This is a genomic window from Pseudomonas sp. DWRC2-2 (assembly GCF_049897885.1).
Lineage (GTDB): Bacteria > Pseudomonadota > Gammaproteobacteria > Pseudomonadales > Pseudomonadaceae > Aquipseudomonas > Aquipseudomonas azotoformans_A.
Window position 1 is genome coordinate 357,238 of sequence record NZ_JAFCXD010000004.1, and the last position, 21,510, is coordinate 378,747.

The window sequence follows — 21,510 nt, forward strand, 5'->3', positions numbered from 1 at the left end:
GGTCTCAAGCTGCCTGTCTGGCCGTGACGAACGCCGCAAGGCTGGCCACGTTGTTGAAGTGATTGCGGGTGTCCTTGGCGTCGGCATCGATCTTGATACCGTACTTTTTCTGGATCGCCAGGCCCAATTCCAGGGCGTCTACCGAATCCAGGCCGAGGCCTTCGCCGAACAGGGTCTGCTCGCTGCCGATGTCGTCGACGCTGATGTCTTCCAGGCCCAGGGCCTCGATGATCAGCGTCTTTATGTCGTGCTCAAGGCGGTGTTGGTCGCTCATCTTCGGCGAGCTCCTTAATAAAATAGTGGTGCAGGTAATCGTTGAGCTTGCGTGAGGCCTGGGGCGCGGGGCCCATTGATGCGAACGCCTGTGGTTCTATATCGGCACCCACCCGCAAACTGAAGTGCACGCGGCATTTTGGGATGCGATACCAGGGTTCGGCCTTGGTCAGCGTGGTAGGGCTGACCTTGATCACCACGGGGGTGATGATTGTCGCACCGCGCAGCGCAATGGCGGCGCCGCCGCGATGAAAGGCAGGCGCCGCGCCGGGTGTGGTGCGGGTGCCTTCGGGAAAGATGATCAGGGTCTGGCCGCTGCGCAGGGCATCTGCCGCCGCATCGAGCATCTCGGCACTGCCGTCATTGCTGATATAGCCCGCGTCGCGCACCGGCCCACGGGTGAAGGGGTTCTGCCACAGGCTCTGCTTGACCACGCAGTTGGCCTGGCGCACCAGGCCGATCAGGAACACCACGTCGATCAACGATGGGTGGTTGGCGATGATCATCTGGCCTGGGCGGCCGAGGTTTTCCGCGCCTTCGACGCTGTAGGTGAGCACGCCTGCGCGCTGCATCAGGCGAATAAAGAACCAGAACAGCCAACTGATGGTGTGGCGGGCGCGGCTGCGGTGTTTTACAGCGTCCCCTGGCAGGCAACTGAGCAACGGGAATACCAGCAAACGCAGGCACAGGCCGCCGAAGCCGAACAGCGCGAAGCTGGCGGCGGTGGCGAACAGACGCCAGTAGTAGGCGTCCCGTGGTTTTTCGTTCAGGGCTTGCGTTGCCAATTCCATACACGGTTCTTCCAGGCATGTTGGCAGGCGACCTGTTCGGTGAGCAGGGTGCGCAGCAGGTTCAGGGCGTGGGGCCACTGGGTTTGAGTGGGTTGGACAGTGCCGCTGCTCAGTTCCAACTGCCACTCGTCGCCCGGCGTCAGCAGCAGGCCAAGGGCGTAGGGGAACGGCACGTCGACAATCCAGCTGGCGTAGGCCTCGGGCGGCTGTTCTTCGGTGATCACCAGCAATACGGCTGGGGCACCTTCGTTGAGCAGGGCGGCGGCTTCGAGCATGCCGTGTTCCAGGCCATCACCCGCGGCGGCGAGGGCGGTCATTTCGCTGGTTTCATTGCGCAGGATCGACCATAGGCCAATCACTGCGTTGTGCACTGACAGGCTGAACTGGGTCGGCGACAGCGGCTGGTCGTTGGCCAGGTCACTGAGGATGTCGAGGGTGCGCGGGGTCTCGCCATGCCGGGAGACAAACACCAGCGGCAGGTCCTGCAAACCCTCGGCCAGTGGCCAGCCCACGCTGAACGCCATGCGCGCCAGGCGGCTCAGGCGGCGGCGCTGCATGGCCGGCAGGAACGACACATCAGGGCAGGCATCGCTGGCAGGCAGCAACACCGGGGCTTGGCACCAGGCGTGCCAGTCGTCCACGCTATCGAGCCCTGGGGCCCAGGCGCGCCATTGGGCGATGTTGAAGTTGATCACTGAGAAGTTATCCCGCCCCTGCGGGCTTCCATGTGCGACTTTTGGCCCCGAATACCGGGACAGGGAGCAATAGCCGAATGGCGCGCATTATCCCGGTGCCGTGGGGTTCTAGCAAACTTTGGTAAAGATTTGTGCACGGTTGATTACAAAATAGTGGAAAGGAATTACAGATTGTCCTTTACCAGGGGACTGATTGGATTGTCGGACCGTTCTTTTTAATCTGTCGGCTGCGTATGACAGACAGATCGCCCATCGCCCGTGATGCAGCAGTGCATGGATGAACGAGGTAGCTAACAGGCGCTTTTGCCCTCTACACTCGGACATTCATTGATACACGGAGGTTTTTCCATGCGGCGTGTGGTGTTCAATCAAAAAGGCGGGGTTGGCAAGTCCAGCATTGCCTGCAACCTGGCGGCAGTCAGCGCCAGTGAAGGCTATCGAACCCTGTTGGTGGACCTCGATGCGCAGGCCAACTCAACCCAGTACCTCACCGGGCTGACCGGCGACGATATCCCCATGGGTATCGCGGATTTTTTCAAGCAAACCCTGTCTTCCGGGCCGTTTTCCAAGAAGAACAAGGTGGATATCTACGAAACCCCGTTCGACAACCTGCACGTCATCACCGCGACCCCGGAGTTGGCCGACCTGCAGCCCAAGCTTGAGGCCAAGCACAAGATCAACAAGCTGCGAAAGCTGCTGGATGAATTGAGCGAGGATTACGACCGGATCTACCTGGATACACCGCCAGCCCTGAATTTTTATGCGGTTTCGGCGCTGATTGCTGCTGATCGCGTGCTGATCCCCTTCGATTGCGACAGTTTCTCGCGCCAGGCCCTGTATGGCCTGCTGGCGGAAATCGAAGAATTGAAGGAAGACCACAACGAAGGCCTCGAAGTGGAAGGCATCGTGGTCAACCAGTTCCAGGCCCGCGCGAGTTTGCCGCAGCAGATGCTGGACGAATTGATTGCCGAAGGGTTGCCGGTATTGCCGGTGTACCTGGCCAGCTCCGTGCGCATGCGTGAGTCGCACCAGGAGAGCAAGCCGCTGATCCACCTGGACCCACGGCATAAGCTGACGCAGCAGTTTGTGGAGTTGCATAACCTGCTGGAAAACGCGTGATTGATGTCGATCCTTCTTACAGGGGGTGTAGGAAGGGTCTGGCTATAGGGGTTAAGCCTTGTAACGTTGCCTACAGGTACTCCAGAATCCGCTGGCTTGTGCGTCTGGATGGGCTTCTCTTAAGGTTCTCGGGCCGCTGAATTCTCAGTGGTCGGGTTTAGTAGCCCGTGTTGAGACGTACAGCAAAATCGTCGATCAGGACCTTCCTGAATTTGATGGTGGCTGTACGGAGGGCGCTCTTGAGCGCGCCGGTTGCGTCTCCCGGTCTACTAACCTGCGTACAGCTGCCACCCCCGTTTAGTAGCGGTCGGTTGCGGCTCCTGCTCGGAGACGATCCATGGTTAACCTTTATACCGTCACCCCCAACCTCCCCACCGAAACCCTCGTCCTCAACAGCTACGAAACCTTCTCCTCCGTCCGCACCCTGTTGCTCAACCTGTCCAACGACCTCACCGGCGAACACCGCGACGTGGCACTGGCGATCCACCAATTGAGCGAACTGGGCGTGCTGCTGGTCGGCCAGATGATGGACCGTGAAGCCCCGGTGGCTCACACCCCCTGACTGCGCAACCAGCTCATCAACTGGGGCAACGGAAACGCACCACTCTGGCGCGCCACTTCGCGGCCGTTCTTGAACAGAATCAAACTGGGAATCGAACGAATCCCCAACTGCGCCGACAACTGCTGATTGGCCTCGCTGTCCAGCTTGGCCAATCGGCACTTACCCGCCAACTGCCCGGCCGCCTGCTCGAACACCGGCGCAAACGATTTACATGGCCCGCACCAGTCGGCCCACACATCCACCAGCAACGGCAAATCGCCTTTGATCTGGCTGGCGTAATCGCCTTGCTTCAGCTCGAAAGGCTTGTTCAGTAAAACCGGCTGCTTGCAGCGCCCGCATTTGGGCGCATCGCCCAGGCGTTCGCCGGGGATGCGGTTGAGGCCGTTGCAGTGGGGGCAAGGGATTACAAGAGGTTCGGACATCGGGGGCTCCTAGGGCGTGGCCATTGGGTTCAATCTGGAGCCGGGAATGCGGTTTATCAAGACCAGATAAAAAGGACAACACATGAACGACGATCTAAAGCTGGCTATTGAGCACTGGCGCTTTGTTTCATCGCTGCTAACCAAGCCCCAATCTGAGGCCGACTATGACGCCTTGGCCGGGTCGCTTGATGAGCTACTGGATATCGTTGGAGAAGACGAAGGTCACCCACTTATGGGGCTGGTGGACATCATAGGTGACTGGATCGAAGCCTACGATCATGAGCATTGGCCGATGCCTGTTGCCAGTGGCGTTGATGTGTTGCGTTTTATGATGCAAGAGCATGGCTTGACCCAAGGCGATCTGCCGGGTGTAGGCCCGCAGTCCGCCGTTTTGGAAATCCTGAGCGGCAAGCGCCAGCTCAACATACGTCAAATTCGTTGGCTGGCCGGGCGATTCGGTGTTTCAGTAGAAACCTTCATCTAAAGGTTTTTACGAGGAACAACTAATCTCCAAATGCTTCCCCCAATCCGGCGGCCGCTGTGCGTATTGCTCCATCCCCGCTTGCTCCTCAAACGGCTTTGAAAGCACCGCATGCAGCCGCCGCACCTCGCTGTAATCCCCGGATTCAGCGGCTGCGATGGCGTTTTGCGCCAGGTAGTTGCGCAAGATATACAGCGGGTTCGCCGCGTGCATCCGCGCACGGCGCTGTTCCTCGCTGTAGTCCCCATCCCGTGCAACACGCGCCTTGTACTGCTCGGCCCAGGCATCAAACCCGGCCAGGTCGACAAAGTCATCGCGCAACCGCGCCACGGCCAACGCCGCCGACTCATTTCCTAGTCGACGGAAGAACAGGGTGTAATCCACGCCGCTGTTCTGCATCAGCTTCAATAAGCGCTCGACCAGCTGCTGGTCATCGTCTTCGGCGGTGGTCAGCCCCAGGCGACGGCGCATCAAATCCAGGTAGTTCGCTTGATACAGCGGCAGGTACAGCCCAAGCGCTTCTTTCAAGGCGTCGACGCTGATAAACGGCGTCAGTGCTTGCGCCAATGCGCTGAGGTTCCACTGCCCAATCGGCACCTGATTGCTGAAGGAATAGCGCCCTTCATGGTCCGAGTGGTTGCAAATGAAGTGCGCGTCAAAGTCATCCAGGAACGCAAACGGCCCGAAGTCGAAGGTGATGCCGAGGATCGACATGTTGTCGGTGTTCATCACGCCGTGGCAGAAGCCGTAAGCCTGCCATTTGGCGATCAGCTCGGCATTGCGCTCGACGACTTCGCGGAACATCGCCAGATACGGCTCGGGCTGTTCGCGGCACTCGGGGTAGTGCAGGTTCAATACGTGTTCGGCCAACAGCGCCTGCTGCTCGGGCTTCTTGGTGTAGTAGAAATATTCGAAATGTCCGAAGCGGATATGGCTGTGTGCCATGCGCAACACCATCGCGCCGCGTTCCTGCTTCTCGCGCCACACGGGTGTGTCGGAGCCGATCACGCACAAGGCACGGCTGCTCGGAATGCCCAGCGCGTGCAGCGCTTCGGAGGCCAGGAACTCGCGGATCGACGAGCGCAACACCGCGCGACCATCGCCCATGCGTGAGTAGGGCGTCATGCCGGCGCCCTTGAGGTGCAGGTCCCAGTGCTCGCCGGCCGCGTTGTATACCTCGCCCAGCAACAGCCCACGGCCGTCACCCAGTTGCGGGGTGTAGCCGCCGAACTGATGCCCGGAATAGACCATCGCCCGGGGCTCCGCTTCGGCCCACAATTTGTGGCCGCCAAACAGCTCGGCAAATACCGGCGTTTCGGCCACGGCGGGGTCAAGGTCGAGCAGGGCCAGGGCGGCCTCGCTCGCCACAACCAGGCGCGGCGCGTCGAGGGGCTCAGGCAATACGTGGGTCGAGAACGCGTCGCCCAGGCGTGCGAAGCGGTTGTCGAAGGTCAGTTCGTCGAGGGCTTTCACCGGCCATCTCCAGCAGAATGTCCGAGCATTCTGCTGGGGATAGCGCGGTTAGTCGAGTTTGCTTGGCGGCGGTTCCGGCGCGTCTTCGACTTTGCCGGGTGGCGGCTCGGGGGCATCTTGCTCTGTCGCAGGCCCGACGAGGGTCTTGCGGTCATCCTCGACCGGCACCAGTTTGTATTCCTGGCCATGCATGTTCTTGAGGTACACCTCCATCTGCCGGAACGAGATGTTGATGTGCTGCTTCTTGAACTCACGGTTGATGTAGCGGTTGACCTCGTCGAGCACCGGGTTGCGGTCACCCAGGTCGCGCACGTGCATGCGCAGTTCGTGGTCCAGTGTGCTTTCGCCGAAATTCAGGAAGTACACGTGGGGTTCCGGTTCCTTCAGGACCCGCGGGTTTTCCCTGGCGGCCTTGAGTAACAATTCCTTCACTAGGTCCAGGTCTGAGCCGTAGTCCACGCCGAGTTTGAGGGTGACGCGGGTGATGGTGTCGGTCAGCGACCAGTTGATCAGTTGCCCGGTGATGAAGGTTTTGTTCGGGACAATGATGTCCTTGCGATCAAAGTCGGTGATCGTGGTGGCGCGGATGCGAATCTTGCTCACCGTGCCCGACAGGTTGCCGATGGTGATGGTGTCGCCGATGCGCACCGGGCGTTCGAACAGGATCATGATGCCGGAGATGAAGTTGGCGAAGATCTCCTGCATACCGAAACCCAAGCCCACCGACAGCGCCGCCACCAGCCATTGCAACTTGTCCCAGCTCACGCCGAGGGTGGACAAGGTGGAGACGAAGCCGACGCCGGCAATCACATACGACAGCAACGTGGTGGTCGCATAGGCGCTGCCCTGGGCCAGGTCCAGCTTGGACAGCACCAGCACTTCGAGCAGGCCGGGCAGGTTACGCGCCAGGGCGAAAGTGATGCCGATGATGATCAACGCACCGAGCAGGTCACCGATGCTGATCGGCACCATGCTGATATTGGCGCCGGTGCCACTGGTGTATTCGTACAACGTGACGTTATCCAGGTACGAAAACACCGAGATCAGGTCCGACCACACCCAGTACAGCGCCGCGATAAAGCCACCGAGCAAGGCCAGGCGGATCAGGCGCATGGATTGTTCGTTGACCTGTTCGATGTCCAGGGTCGGCTCTTCGATCACCGCTTCACCGTCGCCGGCTTCCTTGGCGGCCTGGCGTTTGGCCAGGGCACGCGCATAGGCCAGTCGTCGGGCGGCAACGCCCAGGCCGCGAACGAAGGTGGCTTCGATCACCAGCCAGAACATCAGCAGGTACAGGGTGTTGATCAGGCGGTCACTGAGCTTGAGCGCGGTGTAGTAGTAGCCAAAGCACACGGCGATAAACAGCGCGACCGGCAGCGCGGTAAACAACAGGCCTACGGCCTTGCGAAACAGCGAGGCTTTTTCATGGGTTGGGCTGTTGAGCAACAGGCGCCCGAGCAGCCAGGCCATCAGCGCGTAGCAGGTGAGTACCACGCCGATGCCCAGCACATCGTCGGCCAGCGCCGCCGGTTGGTGCTCGGCGATGGCCACCACGGCCACCAGCGCGAGTACCACCAGCCCGAGCTTGCGCACCCAACCTTGCAGGAATTCGACCTGGGGTTTTTCCCAGCGAAAGTGCAGTTCCGCCACGCCACCCGGCGCCAGGATGCGATAAGCGGTGTAGAACACCAGCCAGGCCTGGGCGATCTGCAGCAGGGCCGAGCCAAGGTTGGCGTTCTGCCCACGGGCGTCGATCTGCAGCGCGTAGCCGCACAGCGCCAGGCCTAGGGACACCGGCATCGCCAGCAGGATATTGATCAGGATGGCCTGGGGCGTGTGCCACTGGCTATCGCGCTTGAAGTGGCCAATATCCAGATGCACCTTGTTCAGGCGCTGGTACAGGTTTTTACGGCGCCACAGTAGCGCGCCAATCAACAGCAGCAGCGGCAGGAACAGCAATGGGCGCTGGGTCAGGCCGTCATACAGTTCGCTGACGCTGGACGCCCAGGGCAGGGTGGCGACTTGCTTGCTCAGGTGCGCCGGCACGGTTTCCAGCCATTCGGTGTCCAGCGGCTTGTTGCTGGGGATCCAGAACATCTGCTCATCCAGCGTCGCGCGCAGGGTGGTGGCGGTGCTGAGCAGTTGTTTCTGGTTCAGTTGCAGGGTAATGGATTCGTTGAGCAGCGCGCTCAGCTCACGGCTCAGGCGCTCCAGCAGGTCGCTGCGTGTGATCGCCAGTTCCAGCAGGGTGCGGCGCAGCTGCGGGGTGACGTCTTCTGGCGCTTGGTTCGCCAGCAGGTTATCCACATAGGCGCTCGGCGAACTGATCAGTTCGCGCTGCTGGTTGACCTCGAACTGGTAGAGGCGAATGTTGGCGATGTCGTCCGCCAGGTCGCGGTCCACGGTCAGGCGTGGCAAGGCTTGTTTCTGTTTGTAGAGAATCTTGGACAGCAACAGGCTGCCCTTGAGCACGTTGATCTGCTCGTCCAGGGCCGAGTCGCTCTGGGTCACCGTGTCGAGTTGTTGCTTGGTTTTCAGGTTTTTCTGGGTCAGGTCATTGAGGCGGTCGGTGCTTTTGAGCAGGTAGTCGGACAGCTTGAGGTTGGCCGCGCTCTCGGTGGCGAGCAGGCTGCTGCCGCCGGCTTTTTGCGCTTCGATGGACTGCTGGGTCACCGTTTGTTGGGATTGGGCCAGGCGCTTCTGATTGATCAGGGTTTGCAGGTCCTGGATCTCTTGTTCCAGGCGCGCAGTTTTTTCCATCACCAGGTCGTGCTGGCTGTTGCCCAGGTCTTGCAGTTGGCTGTTGCCGGCCAGTTCCTGGCGGCGCAACGGGATCAGTGCGTTGAGGGCGGCGAGTTCGGCGTTGAGCTGGTTGCGCTGGTCGCCGGTCAGGGCCTTGCCGTTGTCCTTGCCGGCCTTGAGGATCGAATTGATCTGCAGGATGCGCGTCTGGCTGCTGCTGATTTCGGTCTGGGCGCGTTCGGGGCGGGTCTGGGCGGCGATGGACAGGCTGTTGGCGTCGGCCAGTTCTTTTTGCAGGTCGCCTTGCTGGGTGGTGCGCTGCACCAGCAGTTGCTCCAGCTGCGGCACCGGCAAGGTGGCGTAGCGCTGGGCGACCGGGATGATTTTGGTGGCCTTGAGCCGGGTCAGTTCGCGCTGGTTGTCGGCGGTCTCGCGCGGCGCGTCTTCCAGCTGGCGCTTGAGGTCGGCCAGGCGCTGCTCGTAATCCTGCTTGTTGCCCAGGTAGGTGAGGGTCTGTTGCAGGATGCTCTGCAGGGCCTTCATGTCGGCGTCGGGCAGCTTGCGGTCGGGTAGCTTGTCCAGGGCTTGCTGGATGGCGTCGGCGCTGGGCGGGTCGGCCGCGTGAACGGTGCCGACACAAAGGGTCAGGCCCAGCAGGGCAGTGGCGAGGAACGTGCGCAGGGTAGGCATAGAGACCGGTCTTGCAAGGTGAAGAATCGGGGGCGTCGTCGCCCCGCAGTTTAGAGGAAGAGTCCGGGGCCCGGGCGACTTCCTTCGGGGAATCTGACGCCCACTTTGCCAATCTTGTTCCCGTCCATGACCGCGACGGTCCAGATGGTGTTGTTCCATTCCACCTGGTCGCCGACGATGGGCGCGCCGCCGACTTTCTGGGTGATGAAACTGCTCAGCGGCATATCCGGGTCGATGCCCTCCAGCTTCAGGCCGTACAGCGCGGAAACCGCGCCCAGCTGGGCGTCGCCTTCCAGCACGAAGTCGCCGAAGAAACGCAGGTCCAGACCGCGTTGCGGCGCCTGGCTGAACAGTTTACCCAGGGCCGGCAGGTTGTGTTCATGGCCGATCACGCAGAGCAAATCGCCGACTTCCAGCACGGTACTACCCGACGGATGGAGCAGTTGCTGGCCACGGAACAGCGCAGCGATTCGCGTACCTTCAGGCATTTTCAGCTCACGCAGGGCGGCGCCGATGCACCATTTTTCCGCGCCCAGGCGGTAGACGAACAGCTCCCACTCGCTGGTGACGTGCACTTCCAGCGCGGCACGGGAAATCGGCGCCGGGTCCGGCGGTACGGTGACTTTGAGCAGCTTGGCCACCCACGGCAGGCTCGTGCCCTGCACCAGCAGCGACACCAGCACGATAAAGAACGCCAGGTTGAAGTACAGCTGCGCGTGGGGCAGGCCGGCCATCAGCGGGAACACCGCCAGAATGATCGGCACCGCGCCGCGCAGGCCGACCCAGGCGATAAAGGCTTTTTCGCGTCCGTGGAACGCCTTGAACGGCAGCAGGCCGACCATCACCGACAACGGCCGTGCAAACAGGATCATCCACAGCGCCAGGCCCAGGGCCGGCAGGGCAATCGGCAGCAAGTCATGGGGCGTGACCAGCAGGCCCAGCACCAGGAACATGCCGATCTGTGCCAACCAGGCCATGCCGTCGAGCATATGCAAAATGCCATGACGGCTGCGCACTGGGCGGTTGCCGATGACCAGGCCGCACAGGTACACGGCGAGGAAGCCGCTTCCGTGCAGGGCGTTAGTCACCGCGAACACGAACAGGCCGCCGGCGATCACCAGGATCGGGTACAGGCCGGTGGCCAGGTTGATGCGGTTGACCATTTGCAGCATCAGCCAGCCACCGCCCAGGCCGACCACGCCGCCGATGCCGAACTCGCGCACCAGGTGCGTCAGCAGGCTCCAGTGCAGGCCGGTCTGGCCGCTGGCCAGCATGTCGATCAAGGTGACGGTGAGGAACACCGCCATGGGGTCGTTGCTGCCTGATTCGATTTCCAGGCTGGCAGTGACCCGTTCGTTGAGGCCCTTACCGCCGAGCAGCGAGAACACTGCCGCGGCGTCCGTGGAGCCGACAATCGCGCCAATCAACAAGCCTTGGATGATATTGAGGTCAAACAGCCAGGCCGCAGCCATGCCGGTGAGGCCGGTGGTAATCAACACCCCCACCGTGGCCAGCGACAACGCCGGCCAGAGTGCCACGCGGAAACTCGCCACCCGTGTGCGCAAACCGCCATCGAGCAGGATCACGGCCAGGGCGAGGTTGCCCACCAGGTAGGCGGTTGGGTAATTATCAAAGATGATGCCGCCGCCATCGACACCGGCGACCATGCCCACGGCCAGGATGATCACGAGGATCGGGATACCCAGGCGGGACGAAAGAGAACTCACCAGAATGCTCGCACTCACCAGCAACGCGCCGATCAAGAACAGGCTGTTGATGGTCGTCGCATTCAAAGGCAGTACTCCATGAGCAAACAAGACGGGGCGCAAACTGACCATGCAGTCTGCGTGCCAGCGATTCTAACCTGTTGAATTGCTGCGCTGTCAAAAAGCTTTTTCTGATTCGTGCAGGGTTAATATGGAAGCCGGGTTGCTGTAGTGGGCAGGGCCCTTGTAGTGAGCAGGGCAAGCCTGCTCACTACAGTCGGTCGGGGTCAGTTACAGGCGGAAGCGGCCGACCATTCCGTTCAAATCCACCGCCAGGCGCGACAGTTCACTGCTCGCCGCACTGGTCTGGCTGGCGCCGGTTGCCGATTGCACCGACAGATCGCGGATGTTCACCAGGTTGCGATCCACTTCCCGCGCCACTTGGGCCTGCTCTTCCGCTGCGCTGGCGATCACCAGGTTGCGTTCATTGATCTCGACAATCGCGGTATTGATGGTATCCAGCGACATGCCGGCGCCTTTGGCGATGTTCAGCGTCGATTCGGCGCGTTCGGTGCTGTTGCGCATCGAATCCACCGCGTGCTCGGTGCCAGCCTGGATACTGCCGATCATCCGCTCAATCTCGCTGGTCGATTGCTGCGTGCGATGGGCCAGGGCGCGCACTTCATCGGCCACTACCGCAAAACCGCGACCGGCTTCACCGGCACGCGCCGCTTCAATCGCCGCGTTCAGGGCCAGCAGGTTGGTCTGGTCGGCCAGGCCGCGAATCACATCCAGCACCTTGCCGATGTCGCGCGACTCATTGGCCAGGTCGCCAATCAGCGTGGCCGTGGCTTGCACGTCGCCGCTCATGCGTTCGATGGCGCTGACGGTTTCCTGGACCAGGTCACGGCCATCACCGGCTGAAGTGGTGGCGTTGCGCGAAGCTTCGGAGGTGCTCACCGCATTGCGGGCGACTTCTTCGACGGCGCTGGTCATCTCGTTCACCGCCGTGGCAGCTTGTTCGATTTCGTTGTTCTGCTGGGTCAGGCCACGGGCGCTTTCGTCGGTGACGGCGTTCAGTTCCTCGGCAGCCGACGCCAACTGGGTTGCGGACCCTGCGATGCGTTGCAGGGTGTCGCGCAGCTTGTCCTGCATCTTGGCCATAGCGGCCAGCAGGCGCCCGGCTTCGTCGTTACCGTCGACCTTGATCGGCCGCGTCAGGTTGCCTTCGGCCACTTCTTCGGCGGCTTCGAGTGCCTGGGAAATAGGCAGGGTGATGCTGCGGGTCAGCAGCCAGGCGAACAGCAGGGTCAGCAGGGTGGCGATCACCAGCAGGCTCACTACCATGTTGAAGGCCATGTTGTATTGGTCTTCGGCGTCTTTATTGGTCGCCAGGGCCATCTTGTTGTTGATGTCCAGCAGGCGGGTGAGCACGGCGTTGACCTGCTCGGAGTTGCTCAGCAGCTCGGTGTTGAGCAGGGCGCGCAGTTCCTCCACTTGATTGGCGCGCGACAGGCTCTTCATGCGCTCTTCAATCTGGTGGTATTGGCCCAGCAGGCGCACGTATTCGTCGTAGGTCGAGCGCTCTTCGCTGCTCTCGATGAGTTTTTCGTAGATGCCCTGGGCCGTGCGAATCTGCTGGTTACGCAGTTCAAAGGCTTCCAGGGTCTTTTGCTGAACCTCCGGCTCGCGGTTGGTCAGCAGGCGGTACGACAGCACGCGCAGGCGCAGGGTCAACTGGGTGAATTCATCGAGGGCACGAATGCTCGGCACGCTGGACAGGGTGATGTCTTCGGTGGCGCCACGGATCTTGCTCATCTGGTTCAGGGCAAACACACCGAGAAACAACATCAGCGCACCAATAAACGCGAAGCCGAGGAAGGCCCTCGGAGCGATATTCATATTACGAAGCGACATGCGGGAATCCTGGGGGAGAAGCGCGATCCGTGCGGCCATGAGACGGGGTGTCCCTCTCTATCGGTCGTACGACTAAAGTCTAAAGGGGCGTGTGCGGTTTTGTCGCATCTGACGAGGGGTTTGATCGATTCAGGAACCAGATCCGGTAAATGCAGTCACTAAGGCTCGAAAGCGCGGCCCGGCCCTTAAAAATCGGGCTGCGCGCCGGGGATAACCCTGGCATCCGAGGTGAATTTTCTTTATCGTCACCGCCCTTTGAAAAAGCCCGAGAAATCAAAATGTTAGAAGCATCCCTCAGCCAATTGGAACAACTGGTCAGCGACCTGGTACAGCAGAACCAGGACCTGCTGGGCACCAACGAATCCCTCAAGGCGGAACTGGCCCGCGCCAAGGACGAGAACGACAGCCTGCAACTGAACCTGATGGAGCAGGAAGAAAAGCACGGCGCCACCGCCGCGCGTATCCAGGCGCTGGTTGAGCGTGTGAGCGCAGGGCCTGTCGGCGCATGAGTGAAGGGATAAAGGTCGTTTCGATTCTCGGAGAGGATTACTCGATCAAGGCTCCGGCCGGGGAAGAGAAAACCCTGATGCACGCCGTGACCCTGCTCAAGGCGTCCCTGGCCACCACCAAGAAGAAGTACCCGACCCTGATCGGTGACAAGCTACTGGTGCTGGCGGCGCTGAACCTGTGCGCCGAGCAGATCGAAATGCAGCAGGCGCACCAGCAGGAACTCGACCGTTACCAAGAGCAAGTCAGCGCCACGGTCGATGTGATTTCCAAGGCGATCGGAACGCCTTAGAACCACTCATCTTGCATGCCGAGGCACGTGTCATCACGGGCCTCCAAGATTGCCAGTTCATGATGGCAGCTCGGCACTTCCCAGGTCAGGAAGTACCGGGCGGCCTGGAGCTTGCCTTTATAGAAGGCCACATCCGCCGCATTGCCCTTGGCCAAGCCTGCTTCGGCGTGAATCGCCTGTTCCAGCCAGCGCCAGCCAATCACCGTATGCCCGAACACTTTCAAGTACAGCGCTGAGTTCGCCAGGCTGCTGTTGACCTTGCCGTGGGCGAGATCCGTCAGCAAACCGAGGGTGACACTTTGCAGGCGGTTGACCAGTTGTTCCAGCGGTTCCCTCAGCGCGGTAAGGCTTGGGTATTCCTGGGCGCGGGCGCCGGTTTCGGCGATCAGTCGGATGAGTTGCTTCAAGCCCGCGCCACCGTTCTGCGCCAGTTTGCGCCCGAGCAGATCCAGGGACTGGATGCCATGGGTGCCTTCGTGGATCGGGTTCAGGCGGTTGTCGCGGTAGTACTGCTCCACCGGGTATTCGCGGGTGTAGCCATGGCCGCCGAGAATCTGGATCGCCAGTTCGTTGGCCTTGAGGCAGAACTCCGACGGCCAGGATTTGACGATGGGCGTGAGCAGGTCCAGCAGTTCGTGGGCTTGTTTGCGTTCGGTTTCGGTGGCCAAGGTGGTGGTGTCGTCAAACAGCCGTGCGGCGTAGAGGCCGAGGTCGAAGGCGCCTTCCACGTAGGATTTTTGGGTGAGCAGCATGCGCTTGATGTCCGCATGCTGAATGATCGAGACCGGTGCGGTCGTGGGATCTTTACTATCGGGCAGGCGACCTTGCGGGCGTTCGCGGGCGTACTCCAAGGAGTAGAGGTAGCCGGCGTAACCGAGCATGACCGCGCCCATGCCGACACCAATCCGCGCCTCGTTCATCATCTGGAACATGCAGCTCAACCCCTGGTGCGGCTTGCCCACCAGATAGCCGACGCAATTCCCGTTATCGCCGAAGTTCAGCGCGGTAGACGTGGTGCCGCGCCAACCCATCTTGTGGAACAGCCCGGCCAGCAACACATCGTTGCGCTCGCCCAGGCTGCCGTCGTCGTTGACCAGGAACTTGGGCACGATAAACAACGAAATGCCCTTCACCCCGGCCGGCGCGTCCGGCAGTTTGGCCAGCACCATGTGCACGATGTTTTCCGACAGCGGGTGGTCGCCGCCGGAAATGAAAATCTTGTTGCCTTTGAGTCGATAGCTGCCGTCAGCCGCAGGCTCTGCCCGTGTACGAATATCTGACAGCGAAGAGCCGGCGTGGGGTTCGGTGAGGGCCATGGTGCCGAAGAAACGCCCGTCAATCATTGGTTGTAGGAAGCGTCGTTTCTGATCCTCAGTGCCGAAGCTTTCAATCAGGTTGGCGGCGCCCATGGTCAGGAACGGGTAGGACGTGGATGCGGCGTTGGCCGACTGGAAGTGCGCAAAACAGGCTTGGGACAGCAGGGTCGGCAGTTGCATGCCACCCGCTTCGAAACTGCGCGCGGCGTTGAGGAAGCCGGCTTCTAGGAAGGCGTCCACGGCGGGCTTCACTTCCGGGATCAGGATGGCCTGGCCGTCTTCGTAGCGCGGTTCGTTTTCGTCGTTCTTGCGGTTGTGCGGGGCGAAGTACTTTTCCGCAATAGTGCGGGCGGTGCTGATGGCCGCATCGAAGGTTTCACGATTGTGTTCGGCAAACCGCTCGCGCTGGGTCAGGCCCTCGGCATCGAGGACTTCGTACAGCTCGAAAGCCAGATTGCGGGAACTGAGCAGCGTCTCGAACATGGCGGCTTACCTTTAGAGGAATTGGCCTGAGTCTAAGTGCGCGAATGGAGGGTGGATAGCAAGATTGATTTGGGTGATGGAAGGCCAGAACAAACTCGGTTCCTGTGGGAGCTGGCAAGCCAGCTCCCACAGGGTTTACCGTTAACCGATGGTCATCAGGCTGGCGTTACCGCCCGCGGCTGCGGTGTTAACGCTCAACGCCCGCTCGATCACCAAACGCTCCAGCGCAATCGCCGTCTCGCCCTGCGACAAACCATGCACCCCGACAATCGCGCCACCACGCTGCGCCACTTGCTGGCACACCGCGCGCAATTGATCGGAATCACCGTGATGCAGGACCGCATCAAACACCACGTCGTCCTTGGTCCAATCAGCCACGCGCTTGATCTTCGCCTGAATCTCTTTAGGCAGGCGTGGGAACAAGGCCTTGGTCAGGTCGGATTCGGGCCATACCGCCGAGCCGCCCACAGCCAACACTGCCGCCAGCTGCGTCAGCAGATCGCCTTCCACTTCCGCCAGGCACAGTACGTGCTCGCGGGGCAGGATGGCGTAGCTGTTGCGTTCGCCGGTCGGGCCAGCCAGTTGGCGGGTGATACCGCTTTGCGATTGCGCGGCGAACTGGCTGCACAGGGCACTCAGGTCGCTGAACTTATTGCTGTCAGCCCAGGTTTTCAGGGCGGTCAGCGGCTGGCTCATGGCGTCACGCAGGCGCACGTCCGGTGCGGCCAATGCGTCGCCGCGTACGAAGGATTGCTCAATGGCATCCGTAGGACGTGTCGACAGCAGGCGGTACAGGTACAGCGGGCCACCGGCTTTCGGGCCAGTGCCCGACAGGCCCTCGCCGCCGAACGGTTGCACGCCGACCACCGCGCCGACGATGTTGCGGTTCACGTAGACGTTACCGGCATGGACGTTGTCGATCACCTTGGCGATGGTCTCGTCGATACGGGTGTGCACGCCCAGGGTCAGGCCATAGCCGGAAGCGTTGATCTGACCGATAAGCTGGTCGATTTCTTTGCGCTTGTAGCGCACCACGTGCAGCACTGGGCCGAAGATCTCGCGTTGCAGTTCGTCGAAGCTTTCCAACTCGATCAGGGTCGGCATCACGAAGGTGCCACGCTTGATCTCTTCACCGTCGGCAATCGCTACCTGGTACACATTGCGGCCTTTGTCGCGCATGGCCTGGATGTGTTTCTCGATGCCGGCCTTGGCTTCGGCGTCGATCACCGGGCCGATGTCGACGGACAGGCGCTCCGGGTTACCCAAGCGGCATTCCGCCATGGCGCCCTTGAGCATTTCGATGACACGGTCTGCCGAATCTTCCTGCAGGCACAGCACGCGCAGGGCCGAGCAGCGTTGGCCGGCACTGTCGAAGGCCGAGGACACCACGTCGATGACCACTTGTTCGGTCAGCGCCGAGGAGTCGACGATCATCGCGTTCTGGCCACCGGTTTCGGCGATCAACGGGATCGGACGGCCCTGGGCATCCAGACGACCGGCGACGTTGCGTTGCAGCAGGCGCGCCACTTCGGTGGAGCCAGTGAACATCACGCCTTTGACGCGATCATCACCCACCAGGCGGGCACCGACGGTTTCGCCCTGGCCCGGCAGCAATTGCAGCACGCCTTCCGGAATACCGGCTTCCAACAGGATGCGCACGGCTTGCGCGGCCACCAATGGGGTTTGCTCGGCAGGCTTGGCCAGTACCGGGTTGCCGGCGGCCAATGCGGCGGCGACTTGGCCGCTGAAGATGGCCAGCGGGAAGTTCCACGGGCTGATGCAGACCACCGGGCCCAGCGGGCGGTGGGCGTCGTTGGTGAAGTCGTTACGTGCCTGCACCGCGTAGTAGCGCAGGAAATCCACGGCTTCACGCACTTCGGCGATGGCGTTGGCGAAGGTCTTGCCGGCTTCGCGAGCCAGCAGGCCCATCAGCGGTTGGATCTCGCCTTCCATCAGGTCGGCGGCACGTTCCAGGATCGCAGCGCGCTCGGCGGGCGGGGTGGCCTGCCAGATCGGGCCAGCGCTGATGGCGCACTGGATCGCGTTGTCGACGTCTTCGACGGTGGCTTCTTGCACGTGACCGACCACGTCACGCAGGTCGGACGGGTTCAGTACCGGTGCTGCGGGTTGCTCGCTGGAGGCGCAGCCGAGCATCGGCGCCGCTTTCCAGTGGTTGTGCGCGGTGGCCAGCAAGGCGCAGGACAGCGACGCCAAGCGGTGTTCGTTGGCCAGGTCGATACCGGCCGAGTTGGCGCGGTCGCTGCCGTACAGGTCACGCGGCAAGGGAATGCGCGGGTGCGGCAGGCCGAAGCCGCCTTCCAGCGTGGCCATTTGCTCGATGCTGGCCACTGGATCGGCCACCAGCTCCTGAATGGAGATGGACTGGTCGGCAATGCGGTTGACGAACGAGGTATTCGCGCCGTTTTCCAGCAGGCGACGCACCAGATAAGCCAGCAGCGTTTCGTGGGTGCCGACTGGAGCGTACACACGGCACGGACGGTTCAGCTTGCCTTCGGCAACCTTGCCTACAACCTGTTCGTACAGCGGTTCGCCCATGCCGTGCAGGCATTGGAATTCGTACTGGCCGGGGTAATAGTTCTGACCCGCGATGTGGTAGATGGCCGACAGCGTGTGGGCGTTGTGCGTGGCGAACTGCGGGTAGATGACTTCCGGTACCGACAGCAGTTTGCGTGCGCAGGCAATGTAGGAAACGTCGGTGTACACCTTGCGGGTGTACACCGGGTAGCCTTCCAGGCCTTCGACTTGGGCGCGCTTGATCTCGCTGTCCCAGTACGCGCCTTTTACCAGGCGGATCATCAGGCGATGGCGGCTGCGGCGCGCCAGGTCGATGACATAGTCGATCACATACGGGCAACGCTTCTGGTAGGCCTGGATCACGAAACCGATGCCGTTCCAGCCGGTCAGTTGCGGCTCGAAGCACAGGCGTTCGAGCAGGTCCAGGGACAGCTCCAGACGGTCGGCTTCTTCGGCGTCGATGTTCAAGCCGATGTCGTATTGCTTGGCCAGCAGGGTCAGGGACAGCAGGCGCGGGTACAACTCGTCCATCACGCGCTCGTACTGCGCGCGGCTGTAGCGCGGGTGCAGGGCCGACAGCTTGATGGAAATGCCCGGACCTTCATAAATCCCACGGCCGTGGGACGCTTTACCGATCGAATGAATGGCTTGTTCGTACGAGGCCAGGTACTTCTGCGCGTCGTGTTCAGTCAGCGCGGCTTCACCGAGCATGTCGTAGGAGTAGCGGAAGCCCTTGGCTTCGAACTTGCTCGCGTTGGCCAGGGCCTCGGCAATGGTTTCGCCGGTGACGAACTGCTCGCCCATCAGGCGCATCGCCATGTCGACGCCCTTGCGGATCATCGGCTCGCCGCTTTTGCCGATGATGCGGCTCAGGGACGAAGTGAGGCCCGCTTCGTTGTGGGTGGCGACCAGTTTACCGGTCAGCAGCAAGCCCCAGGTCGCGGCGTTGACGAACAGCGACGGGCTGTTGCCCAGGTGCGGCTGCCAGTTGCCGGTGCTGATCTTGTCGCGGATCAGTGCGTCGCGGGTGCCTTTGTCAGGGATACGCAGCAGCGCTTCGGCCAGGCACATCAGTGCCACGCCTTCCTGGGACGACAGGGAAAACTCCTGCAGCAGGCCCTGAACAATACCGGCACGGCCGCCGGCACTCTTCTGGTTACGCAGTTTTTCGGCGATCGAGGCGGCCAGTTTGTTGGTGGCTTCGGCCATCGGGGCCGGCAGGCGAGCCTGTTCGATCAGCATTGGCACCACTTCCGGCTCGGGGCGGCGGTAAGCGGCGGTGATCGAGGCGCGCAATACGGATTGCGGCAGGATGCTTTCGGCGAACTCAAGGAAGCACTGGTGGGCGTGGTCGGTCTGAACCTCGCCCGCATCATCGGCGTCCTTGCTGCTCAAACCATTGAGTTCGGTCAGGGTTGCACCACCCTCCAGTTTCTCCAGGTAATTGAAAATCGCCTGCTTGATCAGCCAGTGCGGCGTGCGATCAATGGAGGTCGCGGCAGCCTTCAGGCGCTCGCGGGTCGGGTCGTCGAGTTTGACCCCAAGGGTGGTCGTAGCCATTTTCTTATCCTCATGGGTGCCACTACCGAGTGGCATCAGCTGGCGGCAAGATTAGCTTTGCGCATGCAGAGGTGCAACCGGGTGCAACCCTTTTTGTTCAGGAAATTTTCGATCGTGATCGGGAAAAAAATACACCGCCGACGGATTGCGCTCCGCCTTGGTGCGTTTGCTTCTGAGATCGGCTGTTCTTGCTCCGAAAAGGAGCAAAAACAGGGTGTTTTTCACAAAACATATCCAGGTGCAACTTATTCTCACGAAACTGGTTGCACCTTATTTGCTTTGTTGAATAGCATTCGCGCCCAAGGTGCAACCACTCTAAAAGTTCGGTTCATCGGCTGACGGCTTTCCTGGGGAAACGTCAGTCATAAATGCGCGGCACGCAGCTACGTCTACCTACTTCCAGTGGGTGGCCGTCTGACAGACCGCTGCTACATAAAAACAAAGCCAGGGCGTCACTCATATGAGCGTTAGTAATCCAACCCTGATCACGTTCGTGATCTACATCGCAGCAATGGTGCTGATCGGTTTCATGGCCTATCGCTCCACCAACAACCTTTCCGATTACATCCTGGGCGGTCGCAGCCTCGGTAGCGTGGTGACTGCCTTGTCGGCCGGCGCTTCCGACATGAGCGGCTGGTTGTTGATGGGCCTGCCGGGCGCGATCTACATGTCTGGCCTGTCGGAAAGCTGGATCGCCATCGGCTTGATCGTCGGTTGCTACCTCAACTGGCTGTTCGTTGCCGGTCGCCTGCGGGTCCAGACCGAACACAACGGCGACGCCCTGACCCTGCCGGATTACTTCTCCAGCCGTTTCGAAGACAAGAGCGGCCTGCTGCGGATCATCTCCGCCGTGGTGATCCTGGTGTTCTTCACCATTTACTGCGCTTCCGGCATCGTCGCCGGTGCCCGCCTGTTTGAAAGCACCTTCGGCATGTCCTACGAGACTGCTTTGTGGGCCGGTGCTGCAGCGACTATTGCCTACACCTTCGTCGGTGGTTTCCTGGCGGTGAGCTGGACGGATACCGTACAAGCCACGCTGATGATTTTCGCGCTGATCCTCACGCCGATCATCGTGCTGCTGGCCACCGGTGGCGTCGACACCACGTTCCTGGCCATCGAAGCCAAGAACCCTGACAACTTCAACATGCTGAAAAACACCACCTTCATCGGCATCATCTCGCTGATGGGCTGGGGCCTGGGTTACTTCGGCCAGCCGCACATCCTCGCGCGTTTCATGGCGGCGGATTCGGTGAAGTCGATTGCCAAGGCACGTCGCATTTCCATGACCTGGATGATCCTGTGCCTGGGCGGCACCGTGGCGGTAGGCTTCTTTGGTATTGCCTACTTCTCGGCGCATCCGGAAGTGGCAGGTCCCGTGACCGAGAACCACGAGCGTGTGTTTATCGAACTGGCCAAGCTGCTGTTCAACCCGTGGATTGCAGGCGTACTGCTGTCGGCCATTCTGGCGGCGGTGATGAGCACCTTGAGCTGCCAACTGTTGGTGTGCTCCAGCGCCCTGACCGAAGACTTCTACAAGACCTTCCTGCGCAAAAACGCCTCCCAGCTTGAGCTGGTATGGGTCGGCCGCCTGATGGTGCTGCTGGTTGCACTGATCGCCATCGCCATGGCTGCCAACCCGGAAAACCGCGTATTGGGCCTGGTGAGCTACGCCTGGGCCGGCTTCGGCGCCGCGTTTGGTCCTGTGGTGCTGATCTCGGTGATCTGGAAAGGCATGACCCGCAACGGCGCACTGGCCGGTATCCTGGTTGGCGCGATCACTGTGATTGTGTGGAAACACTTCGAACTGCTGGGTCTGTACGAAATCATCCCAGGCTTCATCTTTGCCAGCCTGGCGATCTACTTCGTGAGCAAGATGGGCGCACCGACTGCCGGTATGGTCGAGCGTTTTGATGCTGCGGAAAAAGACTACAACCTCAATAAGTAAT

General features: G+C 61.1%; 17 protein-coding genes and 1 pseudogene. 6 read left to right on the forward strand and 12 right to left on the reverse strand.

The features are described from left to right. Positions 1–4: 4 nt before the first annotated feature. From ACP7EW_RS20500 to ACP7EW_RS20510, 3 genes are read right to left on the reverse strand one after another with little or no spacing between them, the layout of a single operon-like run. Positions 5–274: a phosphopantetheine-binding protein gene (locus ACP7EW_RS20500; RefSeq protein WP_426219288.1), complete on the reverse strand. Its 270-nt coding sequence runs from the start codon at positions 272–274 to the stop codon at positions 5–7. Continuing rightward, positions 252–1,064 carry a lysophospholipid acyltransferase family protein gene (locus ACP7EW_RS20505; protein WP_426219290.1) on the reverse strand — a complete coding sequence of 271 codons (813 nt, stop codon included), beginning with the start codon at positions 1,062–1,064 and terminating at the stop codon, positions 252–254. The genes ACP7EW_RS20500 and ACP7EW_RS20505 overlap by 23 nt, the downstream gene beginning before the upstream one ends. After that, positions 1,040–1,759: a beta-ketoacyl synthase chain length factor gene (locus ACP7EW_RS20510; protein ID WP_426219292.1), complete on the reverse strand. Its 720-nt coding sequence runs from the start codon at positions 1,757–1,759 to the stop codon at positions 1,040–1,042. Before ACP7EW_RS20510 ends, ACP7EW_RS20505 begins: the two co-directional genes overlap by 25 nt. Before the next feature lie 348 nt (positions 1,760–2,107). On the opposite strand from ACP7EW_RS20510, the gene ACP7EW_RS20515 reads away from it, so the two are divergent. Beyond that, entirely contained in the window at positions 2,108–2,878 is a 771-nt protein-coding gene (locus ACP7EW_RS20515) for a ParA family protein (RefSeq protein ID WP_016972685.1), read from the forward strand. 337 nt (positions 2,879–3,215) lie between these two features. Beyond that, on the forward strand, positions 3,216–3,440 hold the full coding sequence (locus tag ACP7EW_RS20520) for a DUF6124 family protein (RefSeq protein ID WP_033897788.1): 225 nt from the start codon (positions 3,216–3,218) through the stop codon (positions 3,438–3,440). Here the strand turns inward: ACP7EW_RS20520 and trxC are convergent. Then, positions 3,428–3,862 carry a thioredoxin TrxC gene (trxC, locus tag ACP7EW_RS20525; RefSeq protein ID WP_012721842.1) on the reverse strand — a complete coding sequence of 145 codons (435 nt, stop codon included), beginning with the start codon at positions 3,860–3,862 and terminating at the stop codon, positions 3,428–3,430. The two genes, ACP7EW_RS20520 and trxC, sit on opposite strands and share 13 nt — an antisense overlap. 82 nt (positions 3,863–3,944) lie before the next feature. On the opposite strand from trxC, the gene ACP7EW_RS20530 reads away from it, so the two are divergent. Continuing rightward, positions 3,945–4,346 (forward strand): helix-turn-helix domain-containing protein, encoded by a 402-nt coding sequence (locus tag ACP7EW_RS20530; RefSeq protein WP_426219295.1) that lies wholly within the window; start codon positions 3,945–3,947, stop codon positions 4,344–4,346. A gap of 6 nt (positions 4,347–4,352) precedes the next feature. Here ACP7EW_RS20530 and selO read toward each other — a convergent pair whose 3' ends face one another. The 5 genes and pseudogenes from selO to ACP7EW_RS20555 form a co-directional block, all read right to left on the reverse strand. Continuing rightward, a complete protein-coding gene (gene selO / locus ACP7EW_RS20535; RefSeq protein ID WP_426219297.1) occupies positions 4,353–5,816 on the reverse strand; it encodes a protein adenylyltransferase SelO in 1,464 nt (487 codons plus the stop codon). Positions 5,817–5,864: 48 nt separating this feature from the next. Next, positions 5,865–9,248, reverse strand: a complete 3,384-nt coding sequence (gene mscK, locus ACP7EW_RS20540) for a mechanosensitive channel MscK (protein WP_426219299.1) — start codon at positions 9,246–9,248, stop codon at positions 5,865–5,867. A 50-nt stretch (positions 9,249–9,298) separates the two neighbouring features. Further along, complete coding sequence (locus ACP7EW_RS20545) at positions 9,299–11,041, reverse strand: potassium/proton antiporter (protein ID WP_016977199.1); 1,743 nt, start codon at positions 11,039–11,041, stop codon at positions 9,299–9,301. 204 nt (positions 11,042–11,245) lie between these two features. Next, complete coding sequence (locus tag ACP7EW_RS20550) at positions 11,246–12,118, reverse strand: methyl-accepting chemotaxis protein (RefSeq protein WP_370694346.1); 873 nt, start codon at positions 12,116–12,118, stop codon at positions 11,246–11,248. Positions 12,119–12,148: 30 nt separating this feature from the next. Next, positions 12,149–12,910, reverse strand: a pseudogene (locus ACP7EW_RS20555) (MCP four helix bundle domain-containing protein); the annotation flags it as partial. A gap of 239 nt (positions 12,911–13,149) precedes the next feature. Here ACP7EW_RS20555 and ACP7EW_RS20560 point away from each other — a divergent pair. Then, entirely contained in the window at positions 13,150–13,380 is a 231-nt protein-coding gene (locus tag ACP7EW_RS20560) for a hypothetical protein (RefSeq protein WP_016977201.1), read from the forward strand. After that, complete coding sequence (locus ACP7EW_RS20565) at positions 13,377–13,670, forward strand: cell division protein ZapA (RefSeq protein WP_016977202.1); 294 nt, start codon at positions 13,377–13,379, stop codon at positions 13,668–13,670. The genes ACP7EW_RS20560 and ACP7EW_RS20565 overlap by 4 nt, the downstream gene beginning before the upstream one ends. Here the strand turns inward: ACP7EW_RS20565 and ACP7EW_RS20570 are convergent. The 3 genes from ACP7EW_RS20570 to ACP7EW_RS20580 all read right to left on the reverse strand — a co-directional run bounded on the left by ACP7EW_RS20570 (position 13,667) and on the right by ACP7EW_RS20580 (position 19,789). Further along, a complete protein-coding gene (locus ACP7EW_RS20570; RefSeq protein WP_426219301.1) occupies positions 13,667–15,469 on the reverse strand; it encodes an acyl-CoA dehydrogenase in 1,803 nt (600 codons plus the stop codon). The genes ACP7EW_RS20565 and ACP7EW_RS20570 overlap by 4 nt on opposite strands. 141 nt (positions 15,470–15,610) lie before the next feature. After that, entirely contained in the window at positions 15,611–19,564 is a 3,954-nt protein-coding gene (gene putA / locus ACP7EW_RS20575) for a trifunctional transcriptional regulator/proline dehydrogenase/L-glutamate gamma-semialdehyde dehydrogenase (protein ID WP_426219303.1), read from the reverse strand. A gap of 51 nt (positions 19,565–19,615) precedes the next feature. Then, positions 19,616–19,789, reverse strand: a complete 174-nt coding sequence (locus ACP7EW_RS20580) for a hypothetical protein (protein WP_426219305.1) — start codon at positions 19,787–19,789, stop codon at positions 19,616–19,618. Positions 19,790–20,024: 235 nt separating this feature from the next. Here ACP7EW_RS20580 and putP point away from each other — a divergent pair, with 235 nt between their 5' ends. Then, on the forward strand, positions 20,025–21,509 hold the full coding sequence (gene putP / locus ACP7EW_RS20585) for a sodium/proline symporter PutP (protein WP_426219307.1): 1,485 nt from the start codon (positions 20,025–20,027) through the stop codon (positions 21,507–21,509). Position 21,510: the final 1 nt, after the last annotated feature.

Excerpts from the sequence above, each read along its gene's own strand:
- ACP7EW_RS20500 (WP_426219288.1), bottom strand. The coding sequence starts at position 274 with ATGAGCGACCAACACCGCCTTGAGCACGACATAAAGACGCTGATCATC.
- ACP7EW_RS20505 (WP_426219290.1), bottom strand. The coding sequence starts at position 1,064 with ATGGAATTGGCAACGCAAGCCCTGAACGAAAAACCACGGGACGCCTAC.
- ACP7EW_RS20515 (WP_016972685.1), top strand. The coding sequence starts at position 2,108 with ATGCGGCGTGTGGTGTTCAATCAAAAAGGCGGGGTTGGCAAGTCCAGC.
- ACP7EW_RS20520 (WP_033897788.1), top strand. The coding sequence starts at position 3,216 with ATGGTTAACCTTTATACCGTCACCCCCAACCTCCCCACCGAAACCCTC.
- trxC (WP_012721842.1), bottom strand. The coding sequence starts at position 3,862 with ATGTCCGAACCTCTTGTAATCCCTTGCCCCCACTGCAACGGCCTCAAC.
- ACP7EW_RS20530 (WP_426219295.1), top strand. The coding sequence starts at position 3,945 with ATGAACGACGATCTAAAGCTGGCTATTGAGCACTGGCGCTTTGTTTCA.
- mscK (WP_426219299.1), bottom strand. The coding sequence starts at position 9,248 with ATGCCTACCCTGCGCACGTTCCTCGCCACTGCCCTGCTGGGCCTGACC.
- ACP7EW_RS20550 (WP_370694346.1), bottom strand. The coding sequence starts at position 12,118 with ATGGCCAAGATGCAGGACAAGCTGCGCGACACCCTGCAACGCATCGCA.
- ACP7EW_RS20560 (WP_016977201.1), top strand. The coding sequence starts at position 13,150 with ATGTTAGAAGCATCCCTCAGCCAATTGGAACAACTGGTCAGCGACCTG.
- ACP7EW_RS20565 (WP_016977202.1), top strand. The coding sequence starts at position 13,377 with ATGAGTGAAGGGATAAAGGTCGTTTCGATTCTCGGAGAGGATTACTCG.
- ACP7EW_RS20570 (WP_426219301.1), bottom strand. The coding sequence starts at position 15,469 with ATGTTCGAGACGCTGCTCAGTTCCCGCAATCTGGCTTTCGAGCTGTAC.
- putA (WP_426219303.1), bottom strand. The coding sequence starts at position 19,564 with ATGGCTACGACCACCCTTGGGGTCAAACTCGACGACCCGACCCGCGAG.
- putP (WP_426219307.1), top strand. The coding sequence starts at position 20,025 with ATGAGCGTTAGTAATCCAACCCTGATCACGTTCGTGATCTACATCGCA.